Below are 22220 nucleotides of genomic sequence, written 5' to 3' on the forward strand. Positions count from 1 at the left end.
CCGCGGGGGCGCCCCTGAGCCGGGGCGTCCCCGCGGGGGCATTGCCGGACACGTGCCGGTGGGCCCGGCTCATCTGCCAGACTGATCATCTGTCAGAACGGGCGAGAGAGGGACCAGGGGTGGCACGGCGACGCAGCTCAGGAGTACTGACCATACTGGCTGAGGCGCAGCGCCAGCAGGCCCGGCAGCAGGAGGCGCAGCGGCGGGCCGCGGTGGCCGCCCAGCGGCAGTACGAGCGGGAGCAGCGCGAAGCCCAACGGGCCGCCGCGCAGGGGCAGAAGGAGGCGCTCCGGGCCTACCAGCAGGGCCGGGAGGCGGACGCCGCCCGGCGCACCGCCGAGCTGGACGAGCGGGTGGCCACGCTGCGCGGCGTGCTCCAGAGCGGTCTGGGCGGGCCGGTGTTCGCGCTGGCGAACCTGCAACGCCCGGCCGTGGTACCGCCGTTCGACCCCGGCCCGCTCGGCGTCCCGGTCCCGGTGCCGGACCAGACCCGCTACCTGGTGCCGCCGCTGACGGGCCTGCAGGCGATGAACCCGACCGCCCGGCGCCAGTACGACGAGCAGGCCGCGCACGCCCGGGCCCGGTTCGAGCAGGACTGGCACGCCGCCCAGGCCGCCGACCAGCAGCGGCGGCAGCAACTCGACCGCTACCGGGCGCAGTACGAGGCCTGGGCCGCCGATCGCCGCCGGGCCGCGACCGGCCACGCCGAGCAGGCCGTCCGGCTGGCCGCCGAGCTGCAGAGCGGCTCGGCGGCTGCGGTGGCCGAGTTCTTCGAGACCGCGCTGGGCTGGCGCGAGGACTGGCCGGAGGGGTTCCCGCAGGACTGCGTGACCGCCTGGGACGAGGCCGCCGGGCAGCTCGTGGTGGACTGGCGGCTGCCGGGCTTCGAGGTGGTCCCGGAGACCGCCAGGTACCGCTACGTGAAGTCCACCGACCAGGAGGCCGAGGTCGCCCGCTCCGCCACCGAGCGGAAGGCCGTCTACCGCGAGGTGCTGGCCCAGTGCGCGCTGCGGGTGCTCGCCGAGCTGTTCCTGGCGGACGCCGACGGACGCCTCGCCTCGGTGGTCTTCAACGGTTACGTCGAGGCGGTCGACCCGGCCACCGGGCGGGAGGAGCAGCGGTACCTGGTCTCGGTGGCGGTCGAGCGGGCGGTCTTCGGCGCGGTCGCGCTCGACCGGGTCGAGGCGATCGACTGCCTGGTGGACGGCTTGCAGGGACGGCTCTCGGCCCGGCCGGAGAAGCCCGAGGCGGTACGGACCGAGCGGCTCGCCGAGGCGGTCGGCAGCTTCGGGGCGGACGGCTCCGACGAGGACCCCGACCTCTTCGAGATGGACCCGCTGGAGTTCGAGAGGCTGCTCGCCGAGCTGTTCCGGCGGCTCGGCTACCAGACCCGCACCACCGAGCGCAGCGGGGACGACGGCGTGGACGTCATCGCCGAGAACCCGGACCCGATCACCGGCGGCCTGTTCGTGATCCAGGCCAAGCGCTACCGCAAGACGGTGAGCCCGACCGCCGTCCGCGACCTCGACGCGACCATGGCCCACTTCGGCGCCAACAAGGGCATCCTGGTCACCACCTCGGGCTTCGGCCCCGGCTCCCGCCGCTGGGTCGAGGGCAAGCCGCTGACCCTGATCGACGGGCCGATGCTGGTCCAGCTGCTCAAGGAGAACGGGCTGCCCGGACGGCTCGGTCCCGCCACCCTCTCGCTTCCGGCCCAGAACGTGCCGGCGCACAACACACCGGCCCAGGCCGCACCGGCCGGGGCCGCCGCGCCCGCCGGCGAGCCGGTGCTGCTCACCCCCGGCGCGAACGTGGTCCTCCCGGCCGCCGAACTCGCCGAGCTGACGGTGCGGTTCGGCTCCGCCGGGGCCGAGGCCGACCTGACGCTGCTGCTGCTCACGGCCGACGGCACGGTCCGCGGCGACGAGGACTTCGTCTTCTACCACCAGCCCGGCGCCGAACGCGGGGCCGTGGTCCTGCACCCCAGGCAGAGCGCGGGCGGCGAGGGGACCACCGAGAGCGCCGCCGTACGGCTGCTCGCCCTCCCGGCGGCGGTGCACCGCGTCGCCGTGTCGGTGAACATGGACACCGACACCGGCGCGAGCTGCGCCGAGCTGCTCGGGGCGACCCTGGAGGTGCGCGGCGCCGCAGGCTCGGCCTGGGCCTTCCGGCCGCCCGCCGACCCGGCGGTCTCGGCGATGCTGGTGGCCGAGCTGTACCGCCACCGGGCGGGCACACCGGACGAGGTCTGGAAGCTGCGGGCGGTCGGCCAGGGCTGGTCGGACGGCCTGGCCGGGCTCGCCCGGGCGCACGGGGTGCAGGTGTCCTGAGCGGCACCCGGCCGGCCGGGGCAAGCCCCGGCCGGCGCCTCCGCTAGCTCAGTTCGCGGGTGTACTTCCACTCGCTCGCACACCGCTCGTACCCGAGCCAGGCGTTGATCGCCAGCATCGGCGCGTTCGTCGCGTCGTTGCTGGTGTAGGCGTCGGTGAAGCCGGCCGCGCGGGCGCGGTGCAGGGAGTGGGTCTTGGCGAGCTTGGCGAGACCGCGCCCCCGGTACTCGGCGCCGGTGGTGGTGAACGCCGACCAGTAGCGGCGGGCACCGTCCGAGTGGACCGCCGCGAAGGCGGCCGGCCGGCCGTCCAGCACGGCGACGGTGGTGAGGTCCCGGTCGAGGTCGGGGCGGCCCCAGATCGCGGTGAGCCACTCCTGGTAGCCCTGGTCGGCCGAGTCCAGCTCGCCGGGCTCGTCGCCGGTGCCCTCGATGTCCAGCAGGTAGATCGGGTGCGGGTCGTCCAGGAAGTCTGCGGCCGTGCGCAGTTCGACGCCTGGCGGGAGCTCGGGGACGGGCCGCAGGGCGGCGGTGAGGTCGAGGTGCGCGAAGTGCGCGCTGCGCCCGGCCAGGTAGCCCCGGTGGGCGGCGAAGGTACGGGCCTCGGGCTCGTCGTCGACCCAGGCGTGGACCCGGCTCACCCCGTGCGCGGCCAGGTGCTGCTCGGCCGCCGTGAGCAGGGCCCCGCCCACGCCCCGGCCCCGGTACCCGGGCAGCACACTGGCATTGGCGCTGCCCTGCCCCTTGGTACTGCTGTCCGCGTGCACCGTGCAGCGGGCGGTGCCGACCACCCGGCCGTCCAGTTCGGCGACCAGCAGGCGGTAGTGCTGGTCGGGGGCGGCGTTGGCGACGGTCCAGCGGACGGCGTCGGGCGTCATCAGGAGGTGCGGGCGGCCCGCGCTGTACGCGGCGGAGGCCGCCTCGGCGTCGGCGGGGCGGAAATCACGGATCATCAGAGTCATATGCCGGCCACGGTAGCCACCGGTCCGATTCCGCGCACCCGGTTTTCTCCACGTGCCGGAAAGCTCAAGTTCAGCTCTGAGTTTGCCGGGTGCGGGTTGGCAACCGGCCGACCCGGATAGACCCTCAGCAAGGGGACGTGAGAGCGCAACGACGCCCTCTCTCCGGTCTGATGACACGTACATCCCATTTCTCTGACTCAATTGTTCCGTCCGACGCTGTTCGGCGAGCCCTCCGAAGGGGCGGATCCTTATGACGTCTTCTGCAAGTACCTTGCCCCGGCTGGGAGTCGGGATCGGCTGGCGGGCAGAGATCGACACCGTGGTGGAGCGGCTGCCCGGCCTGGACTGGGTCGAGGTGGTCGCCGAGAACCTCTGCCTCGACCACCTGCGCGCCGGTGAGCTGCCCGAGTCGCTGCGGGTGCTGCGGGAGCGCGGTGTGGCCGCCGTCCCGCACGGGGTGGCGCTGGGCCTCGGCGGCGCCGAACTGCCCGATCCCGACCGCCTGTCGCGGCTGGCCGCAGCGGCCCAGGCGCTGGAGGCCCCGCTGGTCAGCGAGCACCTGGCGTTCGTCCGGGCCGGCGGGCTGGAGGCGGGCCACCTGCTGCCGGTACCGCGCTCGCGGGACTCGCTGCGGGTGATCGCGGAGAACGTCCGGATCGCCCAGCAGGAACTCCCGGTGCCGTTGGCGCTGGAGAACATCGCCGCCCATCTGGCCTGGCCCGAGGACGAGTTCAGCGAAGGCGAGTTCCTGGCCGAACTCGTCGAGCGGACCGGTGTCCGGCTCCTGATCGACGTCGCCAATCTGCACACCAACCGGGTCAACCTGGGCCTGGACGTCGCCGCCGAACTCGACCGGCTGCCGCTGGAGGCCATCGCCTACGTCCATGTCGCGGGCGGGATCGAGGTCGACGGGGTCTGGCACGACACCCACGCCCACCCGGTGACCGGGCCCGTCCTGGACGCCCTGGCCCAGCTCTGCGAGCGGGCCGTACCGCCCGGCGTCCTGCTGGAACGGGACGACCACTACCCGCCGCCCGCCGAACTGGCGGGCGAGCTCGACGCGATCCGCGCGGTACTGGACGGGGAGTTGGAGCATGTCTGAGCACTTCGAGTACCTGGCCGAGGGGGGCGACCCGGAGCTGGTGGTGGCCCGGGCACGGCTGGCGCGGCGTCAGGCTGAGCTGCTGTCCGCACTGGTCGCGGGCGGCCCGGTGCCGGAGGGTTTCGACCGGGAGCAGGTCCGGATCCAGGCCCAGGGCCTGCTCGCCAAGCGCCGCGACACCGTGGCCCGGGTGGCGCCGGAGGTCCCGCGGATCCTCGGCGCCCAGTACCGTCCGCTGTTCCGCAGGTACGCGCGGCAGGGGCCCGCCGTCGGGGGCTACCGGGCGGACGCACGGGCCTTCGCCGAGTGGGCGGTCGACTGGGCCGCCGTCGGCGCACCGGACACGCCCTGGCGGCCCGCCCTGGAGCGCTGGCTGCGGCCCGCCGAACCGCCCCGCCGCCGCTGGCGCCGCTTCCACGGCTGACCGGGGCCGCACCGCCGGCCCGGTCGCCGCACCCGTACCCGCACCCGCACTCGCCGCCACCGCCCACGGCAGGCACCCAGCACCAGCACCAGCACCAGCACCAGCACCAGCACCACACCGGACCGCCTCACCCGGCCCGGTGGTTCGACTCACGTACGGGGGAACCGAGATGTGGTACACCGAGTTCGCCGCCGCCACCACCCTGCTGGTGGGCGCGGGCCTGTGGACGTCCGGCGCGCTGCAACGGATGCGCCGGGTACCGAAGCCGCAGGGACTGCCCGGTCGCGGCCTGCCGCTGCCGGACGCCGCCTTCCTCGCGGGCGGCCCGGTCCGGGCCGCCGAGGTGGTGATCGTCCGGATGCAGCAGGAGGGCCGGCTGATCGTCTCCCGGGACGGGCTGGCCACCGTGACCGACCCGCAGCCGAAGGACCCGGCCGAGGTCGTGCTGATCGAGGCCGCCGGCCCGAACCGTCAGCGTGAACTGGCCCTGCTGCAAAGGGCGGTGATGCGCAGCCCGGAGATCCAGCAGATCGGCGACCGGCTGGCCGAGCGCGGGTTGATGCGGCGGCCCGAGCTGTACCGCGCCGTCGTCCGGGCCCGGCGGCTGCTCCAGTTCTCGCTGCTGGTCACCGTGGTGCTGGGGGTGCTGACCACCGTGCTCTGGGCCACCTTGCCCACACCGGACCGGGATGCCAGTACGCCGCCGTTCTTCGCCTTCTTCGGCCTGCTGCTGCTCGGCGTGGTCTGGCTGACCGCGACCAAGCCGGGCAGGAGCCGGGTCACCCCGGCCGGACTGCGCCAGCTGAGCCTGATGAAGACCGGTTCCTCGCCGTGGCGGCCGGCCGTCGGGGCCAGTGCGGCCACCGCGCTGCTGCTGGGCGCGGTCGCGCTGGACGGTGTGGAGACGCTGGAGGACGAGGACCTGCGCAGTGCACTGAAGGACCGGGTCCGCTCGGCGGCCGGCGGCAGTTCGGACGGCGTCGGCTACGGAGCCGCCTTCGGCGCCGACGCGGGGGCGGCGGTGGCCTGGTGCTCGTCCTCCTCGCCCGACAGCGGTTCCGGCGGCTCGCACGGCGGCTCGCACGGCTCGTCCTGCGGATCGTCGAGCGGCTGCGGTTCCTCCTCGGGCCACAGCGGCGGCTCGTCCGGCCACAGCTGTTCCTCGAGTCACAGCTGCTCGTCGGGGCACAGCGGTTGCTCGTCCAGCAGCTGTTCGTCCGGGAGCAGTTGCGGCTCCGGGTGTGGTTCGTAAGCCGCCCAGCGGTCACAGTTCGATATCACGAATCAGAAATTCACTTCCCCGAACGGCCGGTCAGGTCTAGAAACAGCCCCATGTGGTTGCTCTTTCTGATACCCGCCTTCCTGGCCGCCGCGCTCTCCTGCCTCCGGCTGGTCAGGGTGACGGCAACCGCAGACGCACTCTCCGGGGCCGAGACCGGCCGGCCCTCCGACGCCACCGGGATCGGCCTGTACGAGACCGCGTACCTGGCCGGCGGCCCGGTGCGGGTGGTCGATCTCGCGCTGGTGCTGATGGCCGCCCAGGGGCGGCTTCACCTGGCGCACACCGGCTGGACCAGCGTCGTGGACCCGCAGGGCCGCAACCGGCTGGAGCGCACGCTGATCGAGAGCATCGGCCCCGAGGGCCAGTGCCGGACGGCCGATCTCCGCGCCGAACTCGCCACCAACCCGGCCGTGCTGGAGATCGGCGGACGGCTGGTGCTGGCGGGTCTGGCCACCCCGGCGATCGTCCAGGAGGCCACCTCGACGGCGGTCCGCCAGGTGCGGCAGGCACTGCTGCTGAGCCTGCTGCTGCTCGGGGCGTCCATCGCACTGACGCCCGACCGGGGGGAGGCAGGGGCCGCCGTCGCCTGGTTCGCCCTGCCCCTGGTGCTCACCAGCGGGACGCTGCTGATGGCCCGGGTCGACGTCCACCCCTACACCCGCTGGGCCACCCACGCCGGGCAGCAGGCACTGCACGCGGTCCACTCCGACCCGGGCGGCACCGAGCAGGAACTGCTCACGGCCGTCGCCATGGTCGGCCCCGCCGCCCTGCCGGACGCCCGGCTCCGCGCGGCCCTGCGCAACTAGGCCGTGTCTGACAATTCGCGTCGGATCAGCGCCCGGCGGGAATTGTCAGACACGGCCTGGGGCCCGTCTTCAGGGCGCGGGGCGCCGCAACAGCGGCCCCGCGCCCTGGGGTTGCTCGGACCAGGCCGCTCAGACCAGGCCGCTCAGCAGCTCGGCGACCGGCTTGCGGCGGCCCGTGTAGAACGGGACCTCCTCGCGGACGTGCAGCCGGGCGCGGGACGGCCGCAGGTCGCGCATCAGGTCGACGATCCGGTGCAGCTCGTCCGCCTCGAAGGCGAGCAGCCACTCGTAGTCGCCGAGCGCGAACGAGGCCACCGTGTTGGCCCGCACGTCCGGGTAACCGCGCGCCATCTTGCCGTGCTCGGCGAGCATCGCGCGCCGCTCCTCGTCGGGCAGCAGGTACCACTCGTAGGAGCGCACGAACGGGTACACGCAGACGTACTCGCGGGCGAGCTCGTCGGCGAGGAACGCCGGGATGTGCGACTTGTTGAACTCCGCCGGGCGGTGCAGCGCCATGTTGGACCAGACCGGCTCCAGGGCGCGGCCGAAGCCGGTGCGGCGGAAGCGGTTGTACGCCTCCTGCAGGTTGTCCGAGTCCCCGGAGTGCCACCAGATCATCACGTCGGCGTCGGCACGCAGACCGGACACGTCGTAGGTGCCGCGCACCGTGACGTCCTTCGCGGCCAGCTGCTCGAAGAGCTCCTCGACCTCGGCCGCCAGCGCGGCGCGGTCCTCGGGCAGCTCGCTCTTGAGCTTGAACACCGACCACATGGTGTAGCGGATGACCTTGTTGAGGTCGCGGGCCTTCTTCTTCTCGGGCTGCTGTTCAGTGGACTCAGTCATGCGCCCATTGTCCCTTCCGTGACGTGTGTGCCGGTCGCCGGGGTCAACACCTCGCCGACCGCCCGGCGGGCACTGGCGATGCAGGCGGGAATCCCCACCCCGTCGTAGGCGGCACCGCAGACCGCGAGGCCGCCGACCCGCGCCACCTGCGCGCGGATCCGCTCCACCCGCTCCAGGTGGCCCACCGGGTACTGCGGCAGACCACCCCGCCAGCGGGTCACCGCGGTGTCGTACGGCCGCGCGCGCAGGCCCACCGCCGCCCCGAGGTCGGCCAGCGAACGGGCGACCAGCTCCTCGTCCGGCAGGTCCAGGGCCTGCTCCTCGCGGTGGCGGCCCAGCGAGGTGCGCAGCACGAAGGTGTCCGGCGCACCGCGCTCCAGCCAGCCCCACTTGTTGGAGGAGAAGGTGGACGCCTTGATCGCCCGGCCGTCGGTCGGCGGCACCAGGAAGCCGCTGCCGGTCAGCGGCACGTCCAGCTCCTCCCGCCGGAAGGCCAGCGTGACCAGGGCCATGCCCGCGTACTCGACGGCCTCCAGTTCGGCCGCCGCACCGGGGGCGTCGGTGCGCAGCAGCCGGGCGGCCTGCGGGGCCGGGACGGCCAGCACCACCGCGTCGGCGTGCAGGCTCTCGCCGCCGGTGACGACCCGCCAGCCCTCGGGGGTGCGGCGCAGCTCGTCCACCGGGCTGTCGGTGCGCAGGTCGGCGCCGGCCTTGCGGCAGGCGGCGGCGACCGCCTCGGGGAGCGTGCCGATACCGCCCTCGATCCCCTGGAACACCGGCCCGGCGCTGGTGGGCCGCGTCGCCAGCTCGTGCACCCCGTCGAGCAGCGAGCCGCCGCTGCGGGCTACCGGCAGCAGCGCGGGGACGGCGGCGCGCAGCGAGATCTCGTCGGCGTGCCCGGCGTAGACGCCGCCGAGCAGCGGCTCCACCAGCCGGTCGACCACCTCGCGGCCGAGCCGCGCGGCGACGTACTCGCCGATCGGGACGTCGGTGTCGACCGGGGCGGTGGCCTGCTCGTGCCGGGCCCGCTCCAGCCCCGGGTCGGAGAGCACCCCGGAGGCGGCCAGCGCGTCCAGGTCGCCGGGGACGCCCATCAGCTGTCCACCGGGGAGCGGCCGCAGCCCGCCCCTGGTCCAGATCGCGGCCTTCGCCGTGCTCGGCGGCTCCAGCACCTCGGTCAGGCCGACCTGCCGGGCCAGCTCCACCGCCTCGGGACGCCGGGCGAGCATCGACTCGGCCCCGAGATCGACCCGCACTCCGCCGACCTCACCCGCCCGCAGCTTCCCGCCGAGCCGCCCCGACGCCTCCAGCAGCGTGACCCGGGCATCCGCGCAGGCCACGAACGCGGCCGTCAGGCCGGCGATGCCGCCACCGATCACCACGACATGAGGTTCAACCATGCTTCGCAGTCTTGCAGAGCTCACACCCGCGCCCGCGCCCGGTGCACCGCCGACGGCGCTCCGGGGCGTCCGGACCGTCCGCCCGCTCGCACACGCGCGGAGAGATTTTCCGGGCGAGGCTGTCACATCCGGCCCGGCTGTCCCGTCTGCCTGGTGTGCCGCCGAGGTGGCGGGGGACGAACGGAAGGGCAGGGCAGTGGAGAACACCGTGCTGGTGACCGGGGCGACCGGAGTGCTGGGGCGCGAGGTGGTGGCGCGGCTGCGGGGCGCCGGGGTGCCGGTCCGTGCGCTGACCCGGCGGACGGAGCTGCCCGAGGATCCCGGGGTGGCGTGGTTCACCGGCGATCTGGCGACCGGTGCCGGGGTGGACGCGGCGGTCGCCGGCGTCCACACGATCGTCCACTGCGCAAGCGACGCCCGGCACTTCAGGCAGGACATCCCCGCGCTGCGGAACCTGATCGCCGCGGCGAGGCGCGCCGGAGTCGAGCACGTCGTCAACATCTCGATCGTCGGCGTCGACCGGATCACGTACCCGTACTACGCGGTCAAGCTGGAGGGCGAGCGGATCCTGGAGGCGTCGGGGCTCGGCTGGAGCAACCTGCGCGCCACCCAGTTCCCGGAACTGCTCAACACGGCACTCGGGTTCCTCGCCAGACTCCCGGTGGTCCTGGCCCCGTCCGGGACCGGGTTCCAGCCGGTGGACCAGGGCGAAGTGGCCGACCGGCTGGTCGAGTTGGCGCTCGGCGGACCGGCGGGCCGGGTGCCGGACCTGGCCGGCCCGCAGGTGCACCCGGCGACCGAGCTGGCCCGGAGCTGGCTGCGGGCCGCGGGCAAGCGCCGCCCGGTGCTGGCGGTGCGCATCCCGGGGAAGGTGGGTGCCGGCTTCCGCGCCGGTGTGCACACCGCCCCCGACCGCGCGGTGGGCCGGCGCACCTGGGAGCAGTACCTGGCCGAACGGGTCGCCCGCTGACCGCACACCCGCCGGCCGGGGGCCCCGGCGGCAGACCGACGCCACCGGGGCCCCGGTGGGTCAGCGGGCGCTGGTCTCGTGCACGAACTCGACCAGCCTGGTCAGCGCGTCCGGGTCCATGCTCGGCATGACGCCGTGGCCGAGGTTGAAGATGTGGCCGCTGTCGCCGAGCGCCTGAGCCGCGTGCAGCACCTCGCGGGCCTTGGTCTCGACCACGTGGGTGGGCGCGAAGAGCACGGCCGGGTCGAGGTTGCCCTGCAGGGCCTTGTCATGGCCGACCCGCTCGGCGGCGACGTTCAGCGGCACCCGCCAGTCCACGCCGACGACGTCCGCACCGGCCTGGCCCATCAGCCCGAGCAGCTCACCGGTGCCGACGCCGAAGTGGATCCGCGGCACGCCGTAGGAGGCGACGGCGTCGAAGACCTTGGTGCTGGCGGGCATCACCGAGCGGCGGTACTCGTCCGGGGCGAGCGCGCCGACCCAGGAGTCGAAGAGCTGGACCGCCGAGGCGCCCGCCTCGATCTGGATCTTCAGGAAGGCGGAGGTGATGTCGGCCAGCCGGTCGACCAGCGCGGCCCACAGCTCGGGCTGGCCGTACATCATGGCCTTGGTCTTCTCGTGGCTCTTCGACGGGCCGCCCTCGACCAGGTAGCTGGCCAGGGTGAACGGCGCACCGGCGAAGCCGATCAGCGGGGTGGAGCCGAGCTCGTCCACCAGCAGGCCGACGGCCTCGGTGATGTACGGCATGTCGTCCGGCTCCAGCGGGCGCAGCCGCTGGAGGTCGTCGAGGGTGCGGATCGGGTCGGCGATCACCGGGCCGACGCCCGGCTTGATGTCGACGTCGATACCGACCGCCTTCAGCGGCACCACGATGTCGCTGAAGAAGATCGCCGCGTCCACCTTGTGCCGCCGCACCGGCTGGAGGGTGATCTCCTTCACCAGCTCGGGCCGCATGCAGGAGTCCAGCATCGGGATGCCCTCGCGCACCTTGAGGTACTCGGGCAGCGAGCGGCCAGCCTGGCGCATGAACCACACGGGCGTGTGCGGCACCGGCTCACGGCGCGCGGCGCGCAGGAGCGGGGAGTCGTACGCCGCGCCCCGGCGCGCGGGGGGCTGCTGACCGGTCTGGGCTGGCGGGGTCGCCGCGGAAGTCTCACTCACGGTCCAAATCTTCGCATGTGCCCCGGACTGCCCCCTCGGCGGTGAGTCGTGCGTTCCTCCAAGATCTTCGAGCGGACCGGCCCCGGCACGCCGCAGGTGCGAAATATGCTCGGATTGCGGCGTCGGCCGACCTAGGCTTCCGCTCATGGCAGCGGTCGGCGGGCACCCCGCACACGGTGGTGGAACGGGCAAGGAGTCGGCGCCGATCGAGTTCCGCGCAGCGGTCGAGGCACTCGGCACGGCGCGGCTGCGGCCCGAGCTGCAGCTCTCGGCCGCCCCGGCACCCCGGCGGCTGGCCCCGTACGCGTACGCGCTCACCGCCACCGTCGAGGTGGAGGGCGAGGAACTGGCGGACGGCCGCCTGGTGCTGCTCCACGACCCGGCCGGGCAGGAGGCCTGGCACGGCGACTTCCGGGTGGTCACCATGACCCGGGCCGAGCTGGAGCCCGAGATCGCCGACGACCCGATGCTCTCCGAGGTGGGCTGGGCCTGGCTGCTGGACGCCCTGCAGACGCACGGCGCCGGCTACACCGAGCCCGGCGGCACGGTCACCCATGCCTCCTCTCACTACTTCGGCGCGCTCGCCGACCGGGAGCCGTCCACCGAGATCGAGATCCGGGCGTCCTGGACCCCTGCGGACGGCCGCTTCGAACGGCACCTCGCGGCCTGGGGCGACCTGCTCTGCGCCTGCGCCGGCCTCCCACCGAGCGCGGTGGCCCCGCCGCCGGACGCCCCGTCACTCGGCGGGGTGGTCCCGATGCCCGCCCGACGGCGCCCGCGCTCCCACTGAGGAGCGACGGGCGGCCCGTTCGACGCCGGCGCGGGGCAAAGCCACCCGCAGGACTGACGGCGTGTGAGTTAACTCCTGCTCTGCGTCAATTCGCCGTCCGGTCCTGATCGGCATGCGCTGCTTTCGATCGAATCTGTGCGATTCCGAGGCATGTCGCATCAGTCACCTGCGCGATTTGTCCGTATTGTTACTCACTAGATCGTGATCTTTCGCTAAAGCCGGGCACGGTTGATGCCGAAGGTGTCTGTGACCCTTTCCAAACGCGGAACACTCCGACCGCCCCCTCGGGGTTCCGTCCGCCACTCCCCGCAGGAGGCCCCTGGTGTCGGTCCTTCTTGAGCACCCCACAAACGTGGTCGCATACCGCCCGACGAAGCCCACCGCCATGGTGGTCATCGCTGATCCCCGTGTCCGAAACACCGTCACCCGGCATCTCTGGGCGCTCGGTGTCCGTGATGTCATCGAAGTCTCCTCGATCGCCGAGGCCCGCCCCCGGGTGGCCACCCCGCGCGACATCTGCGTTGCCGACGTCCACCTCCCGGACGGCTCCGGACTGACCATCCTGGCCGAGACCCGTGCGGCGGGCTGGCCCAATGGCCTGGCGCTCTCCGCCGCCGACGACATCGGCGCGGTCCGCAGCGCGCTCGCCGGCGGCGTCAAGGGTTACGTGGTCACCGGTACCCGGACCAACATCGCCATGCCCGGCCGTCCCGGGATGCCGCTCGGAGCCGCCGGGCTGGGCGGCCGGATGCGGCGTCCCGGGATGCCGGGCATGCCCGGTGCGGTCGGCGCCACCGGTGCACCCGGAGCCCCCGGTGCTCCCGGTGTGCAGCCCGCCGCCTACCGGGAGCTCTCCGGCCGCGAGGTGGAGGTGCTGCGGCTGGTCGCCGAAGGACAGTCCAACAAGGCGATCGGCGTCGCCATGGGCCTGTCCGCGCTCACGGTGAAGAGCCACCTCGCCCGGATCGCCCGCAAGCTGGGCACCGGAGACCGGGCCGGGATGGTCGCGGTCGCGCTGCGGACCGGCATCATCCACTGACGTCCACCGATATCCGCGTGCCATACCTCGCTGTCGACAGTAGCAACAGGCCACGTGGCAGCCCGGAGGAACGTTTCCTCCGGGCTGCCGCCCCTCCGGCTCGGCTTTCGGGTGACGGGCCGAAACAGCGTCCCAGGCCCTGTCTGACGGGCCCGAGGGCCGCTGGCATATGTCCGAATACGGTCTGACCAGTCCGACAACACTCCCGGTTTCGGGTGCCGTCGTACCCTTGGGGGGTGACCGACGCCGTAGCAGCCATCCCAGAAGAGACAGCCCCGGTCCCGCTCCTTGAACCCAGGGAGGGGCTCCCGCCCGTTGTGGTGGACGAGAGGGTGCTTGCCGAGACGATCGCAGCCTTCGCCGCCGGCAGCGGTCCGGTCGCCGTCGACGCCGAGCGGGCCTCCGGCTACCGCTACGGGCAGCGCGCGTACCTGATCCAGCTGCGGCGCTCCGGCGCCGGTACCGCGCTGATCGATCCGATCGCCTGCCCGGACCTCAGTGCGCTCGGCTCCGCGCTGGCCGACACCGAATGGGTGGTCCATGCGGCGAGCCAGGACCTGCCCTGTCTGGCCGAGGTCGGCATGCGGCCGCGCCGCCTGTTCGACACCGAGCTGGCCGGCCGGATCGCGGGCTTCCCCAGGGTCGGGCTCGGACCGATGACCGAGAGCGTGCTCGGCCTCTCGCTGGCCAAGGAGCACTCGGCGGTGGACTGGTCGACCCGTCCGCTGCCGGAGCCCTGGCTGCGGTACGCCGCTCTGGACGTCGAGGTGCTGGTCGAGCTGCGGGACGCACTCGAACAGGAGCTGGACGCCCAGGGCAAGCTGGGCTGGGCCCTGGAGGAGTTCGCCGCCATCGCCGATGCGCCCAGGCCGGCCCCCCGGGTCGATCCGTGGCGCCGCACCTCGCAGCTGCACAAGGTGCGCCGCCGCCGCCAGCTGGCCGCCGTCCGCGAGCTGTGGCAGGCCCGGGACCGGGTCGCGCGGGAGCGGGACGTCTCACCCGGACGGGTGCTGTCGGACGCGGCAATCGTGAACGCGGCGCTCGCGATGCCGCAGGGCGTGCCGGCCCTGCAGGCCGTACAGGGCTTCGGGCCGCGAGTGAACCGCAGGCAGCTGGAGCAGTGGCTGACCGCGCTGGACCGGGCCAGGGAGATTCCGGAGGCCGAGCTGCCGCCGGCGACCGCGCCGCACGACGGGCCGCCGCCGCCGCGGGCCTGGGCCGAGAAGGACCCGGTGGCCGCCGCACGGCTCTCCGGCGCCCGGGCGGCCGTCACCGAGCTGGCCGAGGCCAAGCGGCTGCCGGCCGAGAACCTGATCACACCGGACCTGGTCCGCCGGGTCTCCTGGGAGCCGCCCGCCGCAGCCACCCCGGAGGCCGTCGCAGAGGCGCTGCGGGCGCTGGGCGCCCGCCAGTGGCAGGTCGACCAGGTGGCACCGGCCATCTCGGCCGCCTTCGTCAAGGCGGCCGACGGCACGGCCCAGGGCTGAGACCGCCCGGGCCGACTGCCGTCCAGGGGTGCGGGGAACCGCACGAGATCACGGACAGCGGTGCCGTACCGGCCTTCGGGCCGCTGCGGTCGCCGGTGCCGCCGGTTTCGCGCCGTTCCCCGCGCCCCTGGTGGTTCACCCGGCCGCCCCGGCGGGCTGTGCAGATCGGACGTGGTGCGGGACACACGGGGTGATCCGGGTGCTGCCCCTGGGCAAGGTAGTTACCGGCGGGTAGCATGACCGTGAAGCAGCGCCGCTCCAAACCTTGGGACGTCGACTGCGTTAAACGTCATGTCCCCTGGGAGGAGAGCCCCCGTGCCTCGTACCGCGAGGGACGTCGTCTTCGTTGACGGCGTCCGCACCCCGTTCGGCAAGGCCGGCCCGAAGGGCATCTACCACGAGACCCGTGCCGACGACCTGGTGGTCAAGTGCATCCGCGAGCTCGTGCGCCGCAACCCGAACCTGCCCGTCGAGCGCATCGACGAGGTCGCCGTCGCGGCCACCACGCAGATCGGTGACCAGGGCCTGACCATCGGCCGTACCGCCGCTCTGCTCTCCGGTCTGCCGAAGTCCGTCCCGGGCTACGCGATCGACCGGATGTGCGCCGGCGCGCTGACCGCCGTGACCACCACCGCCGGCGGCATCGCCTTCGGCGCGTACGACATCGTGGTCGCCGGTGGCGTCGAGCACATGGGCCGCCACCCGATGGGCGAGGGCGTGGACCCGAACCCGCGCTTCGTCTCGGAGAAGCTGGTCGACGAGTCCGCCCTGTTCATGGGGATGACCGCGGAGAACCTGCACGACCGCTTCCCGCACCTGACCAAGGAGCGCTGCGACGCCTACGCCGTGCGCTCGCAGGAGAAGGCCGCCAAGGCGTACGCCAACGGCGACATCCAGCCGGACCTGGTGCCGATCGCGATCCGCAACACCAACCCCGAGGTCGGCGAGACCGGCTGGGGCCTGGCCACCACGGACGAGCCGATGCGCCCGGGCACCACGATGGAGAGCCTGGCCGGTCTGAAGACCCCGTTCCGTCCGCACGGCAACATCACCGCGGGCAACTCGGCCGGTCTGAACGACGGCGCCACCGCCTCGCTGCTGGCCGCCGAGGACGTCGCCGAGGAGCTCGGCCTCCCGGTCAAGATGCGCCTGGTCTCGTACGCCTTCGCGGGTGTCGAGCCCGAGGTCATGGGCATCGGCCCGGTCCCGGCGACCGAGAAGGCGCTGGCCAAGGCCGGTCTGACGATCGACGACATCGGCGCGTTCGAGGTCAACGAGGCGTTCGCCGTGCAGGTGCTGTCCTTCCTGGACCACTACGGCATCGCGGACGACGACGAGCGGGTCAACCCGTACGGCGGCGCGATCGCCTTCGGCCACCCGCTGGCCTCCTCCGGCGTCCGGCTGATGAACCAGCTGGCGCGGCGCTTCGAACAGCGCCCCGACGTCCGCTACGGCCTGACCACCATGTGCATCGGCTTCGGCATGGGCGGGACCATCATCTGGGAGAACCCGCACTTCGAGGGTGGTAAGTGACCATGAGCACCACTGAGCTGCTGCAGCGCGGCGCCGAGCTGTTCCCCGGCGAGGTCGTCACCACCGCGCACGTCCGCCACCTCGACCTGCCGCTGCAGGCCGGGAAGCTGGCGCTGATCACCCTGGACAACGGCTTCGACCACACCAAGCCGACCACCTTCGGTCCGGGCTCGCTGATCAAGCTGTCCGAGGCGCTGGACCAGGTCGAGGCCGAGGCCGCCGAGGGCACGATCGCCGCGGTCGCCATCACCGGCAAGCCGTTCATCTTCGCGGTCGGCGCCGACCTCAAGGGCGTCGAGATCCTGAAGGAGCGCGAGGACGCGCTGGCCATCGGCAAGGGCGGCCACGAGGTCTTCAAGCGGATCGCCGCACTGTCCGTCCCCAGCTTCGCCTTCTACAACGGCGCGGCGATGGGCGGCGGTGTCGAGGTCGGCCTGCACTGCACCTACCGCACCGTCAGCTCGGGCGTCCCGGCGTTCTCGCTGCCCGAGGTCTTCCTCGGCCTGGTTCCCGGCTGGGGCGGCTGCAGCATCCTGCCGAACCTGATCGGCCCGGCCAAGGCCGTCAAGGTCATCATCGAGAACTCGATGGCCCAGAACAAGCAGCTCAAGGGCAAGGAGGTGTTCGAGCTCGGCATCGCGGACGCGATCTTCGAGCCGGCCGACTTCCTGGAGCAGTCGCTGCTGTGGGCCGCGAAGGTCCTCAAGGGCGAGACGGTCGTCGAGCGCGAGGAGATCGACCGCGGCAAGGCCTGGGACGACGCCGTCGCCTGGGGCCGGATGGTCGCCGACGCCAAGGTGCACGGGGCCGCTCCGGCCGCGTACCAGGCGCTGGACATCATCGCCCAGGTCAAGGACCAGGACCTGCAGGCCGGTTTCGACGCCGAGGACGTGGCGCTCGCCGACCTCATCATGAGCGGCGAACTGCGCAGCGGCATCTACGCGTTCAACCTGGTGCAGCGTCGGGCCAAGCGCCCGTTCGGTGCGCCGGACAAGTCGCTGGCCCGTCCGGTCGCCAAGGTCGGCGTGGTCGGCGCGGGCCTGATGGCCTCCCAGCTGGCGCTGCTGTTCGCCCGCCGCATGGAGGTGCCGGTCGTACTGACCGACATCGACCAGGAGCGCATCGACAAGGGCGTGGGCTACGTCCACGGCGAGATCGACAAGCTGCTGGAGAAGGGCCGGATCGGCAAGGACAAGGCCAACAAGCTCAAGGGCCTGGTCAGCGGTCACCTGGACAAGGCGGTCGCCTTCGGCGACGCGGACTTCGTGATCGAGGCCGTGTTCGAGGAGATGGGCGTCAAGCAGAACGTCTTCGCCGAGCTGGAGGCCGTGGTCTCGCCGACCACGATCCTGGCCACCAACACCTCCTCGCTGTCGGTCACCGAGATGGCGTCCAAGCTCCAGCACCCGGAGCGCGTGGTCGGCTTCCACTTCTTCAACCCGGTCGCGATCCTGCCGCTGCTGGAGATCGTCCGTGCGGAGAAGACCGACGACGCCTCGCTGGCCACCGCCTTCGGCGTGGCCAAGAAGCTGAAGAAGACCGCGGTGCTCGTCAAGGACGCCCCGGCGTTCGTGGTGAACCGCATCCTGCTCCGCTTCATGGACGCGATCCAGGGCGCGATCGACGAGGGCACCCCGATCGAGACGATCGAGAAGGCCGTGCTGCCGCTCGGCCTGCCGATGTCGCCGATCGTGCTGCTCGAACTGGTCGGCCCGGCCATCGCGCTGCACGTCTCGGAGACCCTGGCCGGGGCCTTCCCGGAGCGGTTCACCGTCTCCGAGAACCTCAGCAAGCTGGTCAAGGCCGGCAAGCGCGGCTTCTACACCTGGGTGGACGGCCAGCAGGTCCTCGACCCCGAGGTGCTCGAACTGCTCTCCTTCGGCGACACCGTGCTGACCGAGGAGCAGGTCCGCGAGCGGGCGCTGGACGCCGTCGCGCAGGAGATCGGCCTGATGCTGGACGAGGGCGTCGTCGGCGAGGCGCAGGACATCGACCTGTGCATGATCACCGGCGCCGGCTGGCCCTTCCACCTGGGCGGGATCACCCCGTACCTGGACCGTGCGGGCGTCTCGGAGCGCGTCAACGGCAAGCGCTTCCTGGCTCAGGGCGTGGCCTCGGTGCCGGCCGTCTGACACCCTCACGGGCCGAAGGACAGGGCACCGGCGCCCGTAGGCGAGTGAGGACAGCAGCGCCTGGGCAGCCAACCCACCGGGCCGGGACCGCAGTTGCGGTCCCGGCCCGGTGGCGTACCCGGGTGCCGGTATCGAACTCGTGGACGGTCAGACGGCCTTCGGCTAGGGTTGACCGTCTGTTTGCCCAATCACGATCAAACCTGCAGAGGAATTCGGTATGCAGTACGGAGCGCCTCGCCACCCCAAGGTGTTTCTGGCAGGTGATTCCGGTGTGGCGACCCGCCCGGCGAGCCTCGTGCCGATGACCGGCTGGGGCCAGACCATGCAGCTGTTCCTGCACCCCGAGATCGAAGTGGTGAACTGTGCCCGGCACGACACCAGTTCCAGGAGCTTCGCCGACTCGGGCCGCCTGCAGTGGATCCTCGACCAGCTGATACCGGGCGACTACCTGCTGGTCTCCTTCGCGCTGGGCGACAAGAAGACCGACGCGGAGCGGCACACCAAGCCGTTCGGCTCGTACCAGGACCAGCTGCGCCGGTACATCGAGGGGGCGCGCGACCGGCTGGCCCACCCCGTGCTGGTGACCGGCCACGAGCGGCGGACCTTCGACCCGCACGGCAACCTGCGCTGGTCACTGGGCCAGTACGCGATGGCGATGCGCGAGCTCGCGGCCCAGACCTGCACCCCGCTGGTCGACCTGCACGCCCAGAGCCTCGACTGGTGGAACCAGCTGGGTCCCGAGGGCACCAAGCAGATCTTCCTCCAGCTGGAGCCGGGCGAGCACCCCAACCACCCGGAGGGCGTCAGCGACGACACCCAGCTGCGTCCAGTGGGTGCCGTCGAGTGCTCCCGCTTCGTCACCCGCTCGCTCGCCGAGCAGGGCATCGTGCCGCCGCACTGGGTGGTCAACCTGGAGACGCCGCAGTTCCCGCCGGAGGCGCTGGGCTGGCTCGACGACGCGACGTACGAGGCCCTGGCGCACGCCCGTACGGTGCCGACCGGAACCGTCCGGTGAGCGTCCTGTGCAGCCCGGCTCCGATCCGAGGAGAGTCCCGCCGATGGAGCATCTGATAGCCCGCGTCCAGGCCGTCCACCAGACCCGCCCCGAGCTGTCGATGACGGCCGACCTGACCTCGCCGGCCGACCCGGCCCTCCCGCTGCTTCCCGGGCAGCGGGTCGACTTCAGTCTGACCGTGACCCCGGTCGGGCACGGCTTCCGCTACTACGCCTACGTGATGGAGGAGCCCCTCACCGGGCTCGCCACCCTGAAGTCGATGCGCGGGTTCGGGCACATGGAGAAGGCGCAGAAGTACGGCACCTACACCCGGGCGAACACCCCGCGCACGCTGACCTTCAGCCTGGAGATCAAGCAGGCCGTCCCCGGCGACGGTGTGCTGCTGCCCGCCATCTCCGCCGGTGTGATCGCCGCCGAGGGCCAGAAACTGAGCGGCTGCCAGCCGATCGCGCAGCGGGCCTACCGGGTCGTGCCGGCCCTCGCGCCGCCGAAGCTGCTGGTGGTCGCGCCCGGGATGAACGGGATGCTGCCGGGCCTGGCCCACGAGTTCGGCCCGGACGCCCGGCTGGTCGGCGTCTCCCCGCCGCGCCGCGGCATGGTCGGCATCGCCCCCGACGGCAGCGTCACCTACTTCCCCGAGCAGGGCTTCATCGGCTACGACCGGCTCTTCTACACCGTGGAGAACGGCTCGCGCGGGATCGCCCGGGGCGAGATCACCGTCTTCGTCGGACACCCGTACGAGATGCCCGGCCTGCTCGCGGCACCGACCGGGTACCTGCAGCCCGGGACCATGGCCAGGTAGGAAGCAACCCCTACGTGACCACCCATCGCGGCCGAATCGCCGTGGCCGCCGTCGCGGTCGCCCTGGCGATCCTCTGTGCCTACCTCGGCGTCCGGTACTCCGCCGACGACGCGGCCACCGCCTGCCCGGACGGCTCCTTCTGCCTGTACGGCGGCCAGGACGCGCACGGCCCGGTGCTCTCCGGCGGCCCCCTGGCCACCCACGAGGACCGCGCCGGATCCGGCGACGGCGCCGTCCACTCCGTGCTCAACCGCAGCACGTACTGGGCCTGCCTGTACGAGAAGGCCGCCTTCGGCGGGGCGGTGAAGACCTTCGCCCCCGGGGCGAAGGAGAGCTGGGACGGCTTCGGCCGCGCCCCGGGCGGCGGGTTCGGCTCGGTCAAGCCCGCCAAGTCCCAGGCCGGCTGTCTGAACGGCTACGAGCGGTGCCCCGAGCGCTCGCTCTGCCTCTTCCAGGAGCCCAGCGGGCGCGGCCCGATGAAGTCCTGGGCCGACGACGCCTCCCGGTACGGCGACGACTGGCCGGGCCACGCGGCCTCGGTGTGGAACCGTTCCGTCTCCACCGCCTGTCTCTACCGCAGTGCGGGCTACACCGGCCAGTGGACGGTCGGCGGGAAGCGGTACGCCGCCTTCGTCGTCCCGCCCGGCAACAGCGTCACCCTCACCGGTCCGTACGCCCAGGCGGTGGGCTCGCACAAGCTGGTCACCGACCCGGACGCCTGCTGACCCCGCCTGCCGACCCTGTCGATAAGGATCCGATGAGTACCCGTTTTCCCGCCGGGCTGCGCCGACTCGCCATGGCCGGTGCGGTGGTGGCGGCGGTCGGGGTGCTGCCGCCACCGCCCGCCTCGGCGGCCCGGGCCGAGGACCTGCTGGGCCGGCCGTCCGCCGTCACCGTGCTCGCCCCGGGTCTCACCCGCACCACCTACCCGGGCGGCGACAACAGCTGGCTGACCGTCAACGTGCTGCGGATCGACCCGGACGCGGCGCCGCTGACCCTGCGCAGCACGGTGGGCGAGGCCGCCGGCAGCGCCGAGCCGGTGAGCCGGCAGCTCTCCCGGCCCGACCTGGCGCCGCCCGCGCTCGCCGGGGTCAACGGCAGCTTCTTCGACGACGACCTGATGAAGAAGTACAACCTCCCCGAGGGCGACCCGGAGGGCGTCTCGATCCAGGGCGGTGCGCTGCTGAGCGAGGCGAGCGGCGGCGGTGTGCTGCTGCTGCAGCACGGCCGCCCGTACATCACCACGCTGAAGACCGACATCACGCTGGCCGCTCCCGGGGCGACCACCGAGGTGCACGGCATCAACCGGCATCCGGGGCGGATCCCGTGGGAGATGCCCGTCTCCCGCAAGGGCGACCGCGCGATCGGCTTCCAGGGCGACCTGGAGGCCGACCCGGGCAGCCAGGTCTTCACCGACCCGGACGAGATCGTGCTCTTCACCCCGGAGTTCGGCATCCCCACCCCGGCGCCGCTGGCCGGCTCCGAGGCGCCGGCCGCCGCCGACCCGGGCGTGGAGGTGGTGCTGGACCACAGCGGCACGGTGCTCTCCTTCCGGCAGGGGCGCGGCGGTACCGACGTCCCGGCCGGGGGCAGGGTGCTCCAGGGCATCGGCCAGGGCGCCGAGTGGCTGACCAGGCATGCGCAGACGGGCCAGCAGCTCACCCTCACCGAGAAGGTGACCGACGTCCGGTTCGGCGACGAGATCCCGCTCAGCCGCTCGCTCTTCGCGGTCTCCGGGCGGCTGATCATGCGTCAGGACGGCAAGAGCGCCTACACCGGCTCCGGCGGCGACCGGCACGCCCGGACGGTGGTCGGGGTGGACGGCGAGGGAAAGGTCCTGATCGTCACCGTCGACGCCGACGACGACCACCCCGGGATGGACTACAAGCAGCTCGGCACCCTGCTGGAGGCGCTGGACGCGACGGACGCACTGAACATCGACGGCGGCGGCTCGACCACCCTGGTGGTCGACGGCTCACTGGTGAACAAGCCGTCGGACGGCGTCGAACGCCCGGTCGCCGACTCGGTCTACGTCGGTCCCGGCGGCTACGGCGTCCCCGCCTAGGCTTGCCGCGCCGGTCCGCGCCGGGGTTCCCGGGGCGTCAACCGTCGCCTTCGGCAGGCGGATTCCGGAGTCGACCGT

General features: G+C 72.8%; 19 protein-coding genes. 15 read left to right on the plus strand and 4 right to left on the minus strand.

What is annotated here, in order from left to right:
- Positions 1-119: 119 nt before the first annotated feature.
- Entirely contained in the window at positions 120-2330 is a 2211-nt protein-coding gene (locus tag UK12_RS06615; RefSeq protein ID WP_156178572.1) for a restriction endonuclease, read from the plus strand.
- 43 nt (positions 2331-2373) lie between these two features.
- Here the strand turns inward: UK12_RS06615 and UK12_RS06620 are convergent, their stop codons facing one another.
- Positions 2374-3291 carry a GNAT family N-acetyltransferase gene (locus tag UK12_RS06620; RefSeq protein WP_045300608.1) on the minus strand — a complete coding sequence of 306 codons (918 nt, stop codon included), beginning with the start codon at positions 3289-3291 and terminating at the stop codon, positions 2374-2376.
- 250 nt (positions 3292-3541) lie between these two features.
- Here UK12_RS06620 and UK12_RS06625 point away from each other — a divergent pair, with 250 nt between their 5' ends.
- The 4 genes from UK12_RS06625 to UK12_RS06640 all read left to right on the plus strand — a co-directional run bounded on the left by UK12_RS06625 (position 3542) and on the right by UK12_RS06640 (position 6905).
- Positions 3542-4393, plus strand: a complete 852-nt coding sequence (locus tag UK12_RS06625; RefSeq protein WP_045300610.1) for a DUF692 domain-containing protein — start codon at positions 3542-3544, stop codon at positions 4391-4393.
- A complete protein-coding gene (locus UK12_RS40955) occupies positions 4386-4817 on the plus strand; it encodes a hypothetical protein (protein ID WP_045300614.1) in 432 nt (143 codons plus the stop codon). The genes UK12_RS06625 and UK12_RS40955 overlap by 8 nt, the downstream gene beginning before the upstream one ends.
- A 169-nt stretch (positions 4818-4986) precedes the next feature.
- Positions 4987-6069, plus strand: a complete 1083-nt coding sequence (locus tag UK12_RS06635; protein ID WP_045300616.1) for a TIGR04222 domain-containing membrane protein — start codon at positions 4987-4989, stop codon at positions 6067-6069.
- Positions 6070-6149: 80 nt separating this feature from the next.
- Positions 6150-6905, plus strand: coding sequence for a TIGR04222 domain-containing membrane protein (locus UK12_RS06640; RefSeq protein ID WP_045300618.1), 756 nt, complete (start codon positions 6150-6152; stop codon positions 6903-6905).
- Between the two features lie 129 nt (positions 6906-7034).
- Here UK12_RS06640 and hemQ read toward each other — a convergent pair whose 3' ends face one another.
- Both hemQ and hemG read right to left on the minus strand, forming a co-directional pair.
- On the minus strand, positions 7035-7748 hold the full coding sequence (hemQ, locus tag UK12_RS06645) for a hydrogen peroxide-dependent heme synthase (RefSeq protein ID WP_045300620.1): 714 nt from the start codon (positions 7746-7748) through the stop codon (positions 7035-7037).
- The gene (gene hemG / locus UK12_RS06650) at positions 7745-9148 is read right to left on the minus strand and encodes a protoporphyrinogen oxidase (RefSeq protein ID WP_045300622.1); all 1404 of its coding nucleotides are present in this window, start codon (positions 9146-9148) and stop codon (positions 7745-7747) included. Before hemG ends, hemQ begins: the two co-directional genes overlap by 4 nt.
- Positions 9149-9344: 196 nt before the next feature.
- On the opposite strand from hemG, the gene UK12_RS06655 reads away from it, so the two are divergent.
- Positions 9345-10118 (plus strand): SDR family oxidoreductase, encoded by a 774-nt coding sequence (locus UK12_RS06655; protein WP_045300624.1) that lies wholly within the window; start codon positions 9345-9347, stop codon positions 10116-10118.
- A gap of 60 nt (positions 10119-10178) precedes the next feature.
- Here the strand turns inward: UK12_RS06655 and hemE are convergent, their stop codons facing one another.
- The gene (hemE, locus tag UK12_RS06660; RefSeq protein ID WP_045300626.1) at positions 10179-11279 is read right to left on the minus strand and encodes a uroporphyrinogen decarboxylase; all 1101 of its coding nucleotides are present in this window, start codon (positions 11277-11279) and stop codon (positions 10179-10181) included.
- Between the two features lie 145 nt (positions 11280-11424).
- Between hemE and UK12_RS06665 the strand changes: the two genes are divergently transcribed.
- The 9 genes from UK12_RS06665 (at position 11425) to UK12_RS06705 (ending at position 22142) form a co-directional block, all read left to right on the plus strand.
- The gene (locus tag UK12_RS06665; RefSeq protein WP_045300628.1) at positions 11425-12069 is read left to right on the plus strand and encodes a DUF3000 domain-containing protein; all 645 of its coding nucleotides are present in this window, start codon (positions 11425-11427) and stop codon (positions 12067-12069) included.
- 322 nt (positions 12070-12391) lie between these two features.
- Positions 12392-13108 carry a helix-turn-helix transcriptional regulator gene (locus UK12_RS06670; protein ID WP_045300630.1) on the plus strand — a complete coding sequence of 239 codons (717 nt, stop codon included), beginning with the start codon at positions 12392-12394 and terminating at the stop codon, positions 13106-13108.
- A 236-nt stretch (positions 13109-13344) separates the two neighbouring features.
- Positions 13345-14595 (plus strand): ribonuclease D, encoded by a 1251-nt coding sequence (locus UK12_RS06675; protein WP_045300632.1) that lies wholly within the window; start codon positions 13345-13347, stop codon positions 14593-14595.
- Between the two features lie 291 nt (positions 14596-14886).
- Positions 14887-16128: a thiolase family protein gene (locus tag UK12_RS06680; protein WP_231591069.1), complete on the plus strand. Its 1242-nt coding sequence runs from the start codon at positions 14887-14889 to the stop codon at positions 16126-16128.
- A 2-nt stretch (positions 16129-16130) separates the two neighbouring features.
- The gene (locus UK12_RS06685) at positions 16131-18260 is read left to right on the plus strand and encodes a 3-hydroxyacyl-CoA dehydrogenase NAD-binding domain-containing protein (RefSeq protein WP_045300636.1); all 2130 of its coding nucleotides are present in this window, start codon (positions 16131-16133) and stop codon (positions 18258-18260) included.
- Positions 18261-18561: 301 nt separating this feature from the next.
- Positions 18562-19275, plus strand: coding sequence for a rhamnogalacturonan acetylesterase (locus UK12_RS06690; protein ID WP_197084608.1), 714 nt, complete (start codon positions 18562-18564; stop codon positions 19273-19275).
- Positions 19276-19318: 43 nt separating this feature from the next.
- Positions 19319-20077, plus strand: a complete 759-nt coding sequence (locus UK12_RS06695; protein ID WP_045300640.1) for an Ig-like domain-containing protein — start codon at positions 19319-19321, stop codon at positions 20075-20077.
- Positions 20078-20091: 14 nt separating this feature from the next.
- A complete protein-coding gene (locus tag UK12_RS06700; RefSeq protein WP_052681643.1) occupies positions 20092-20802 on the plus strand; it encodes a peptidase inhibitor family I36 protein in 711 nt (236 codons plus the stop codon).
- A 32-nt stretch (positions 20803-20834) separates the two neighbouring features.
- Positions 20835-22142, plus strand: a complete 1308-nt coding sequence (locus UK12_RS06705; protein WP_156178573.1) for a phosphodiester glycosidase family protein — start codon at positions 20835-20837, stop codon at positions 22140-22142.
- Positions 22143-22220 lie beyond the last annotated feature (78 nt).

Source organism: Saccharothrix sp. ST-888 (assembly GCF_000955975.1).
Lineage (GTDB): Bacteria > Actinomycetota > Actinomycetes > Streptomycetales > Streptomycetaceae > Kitasatospora.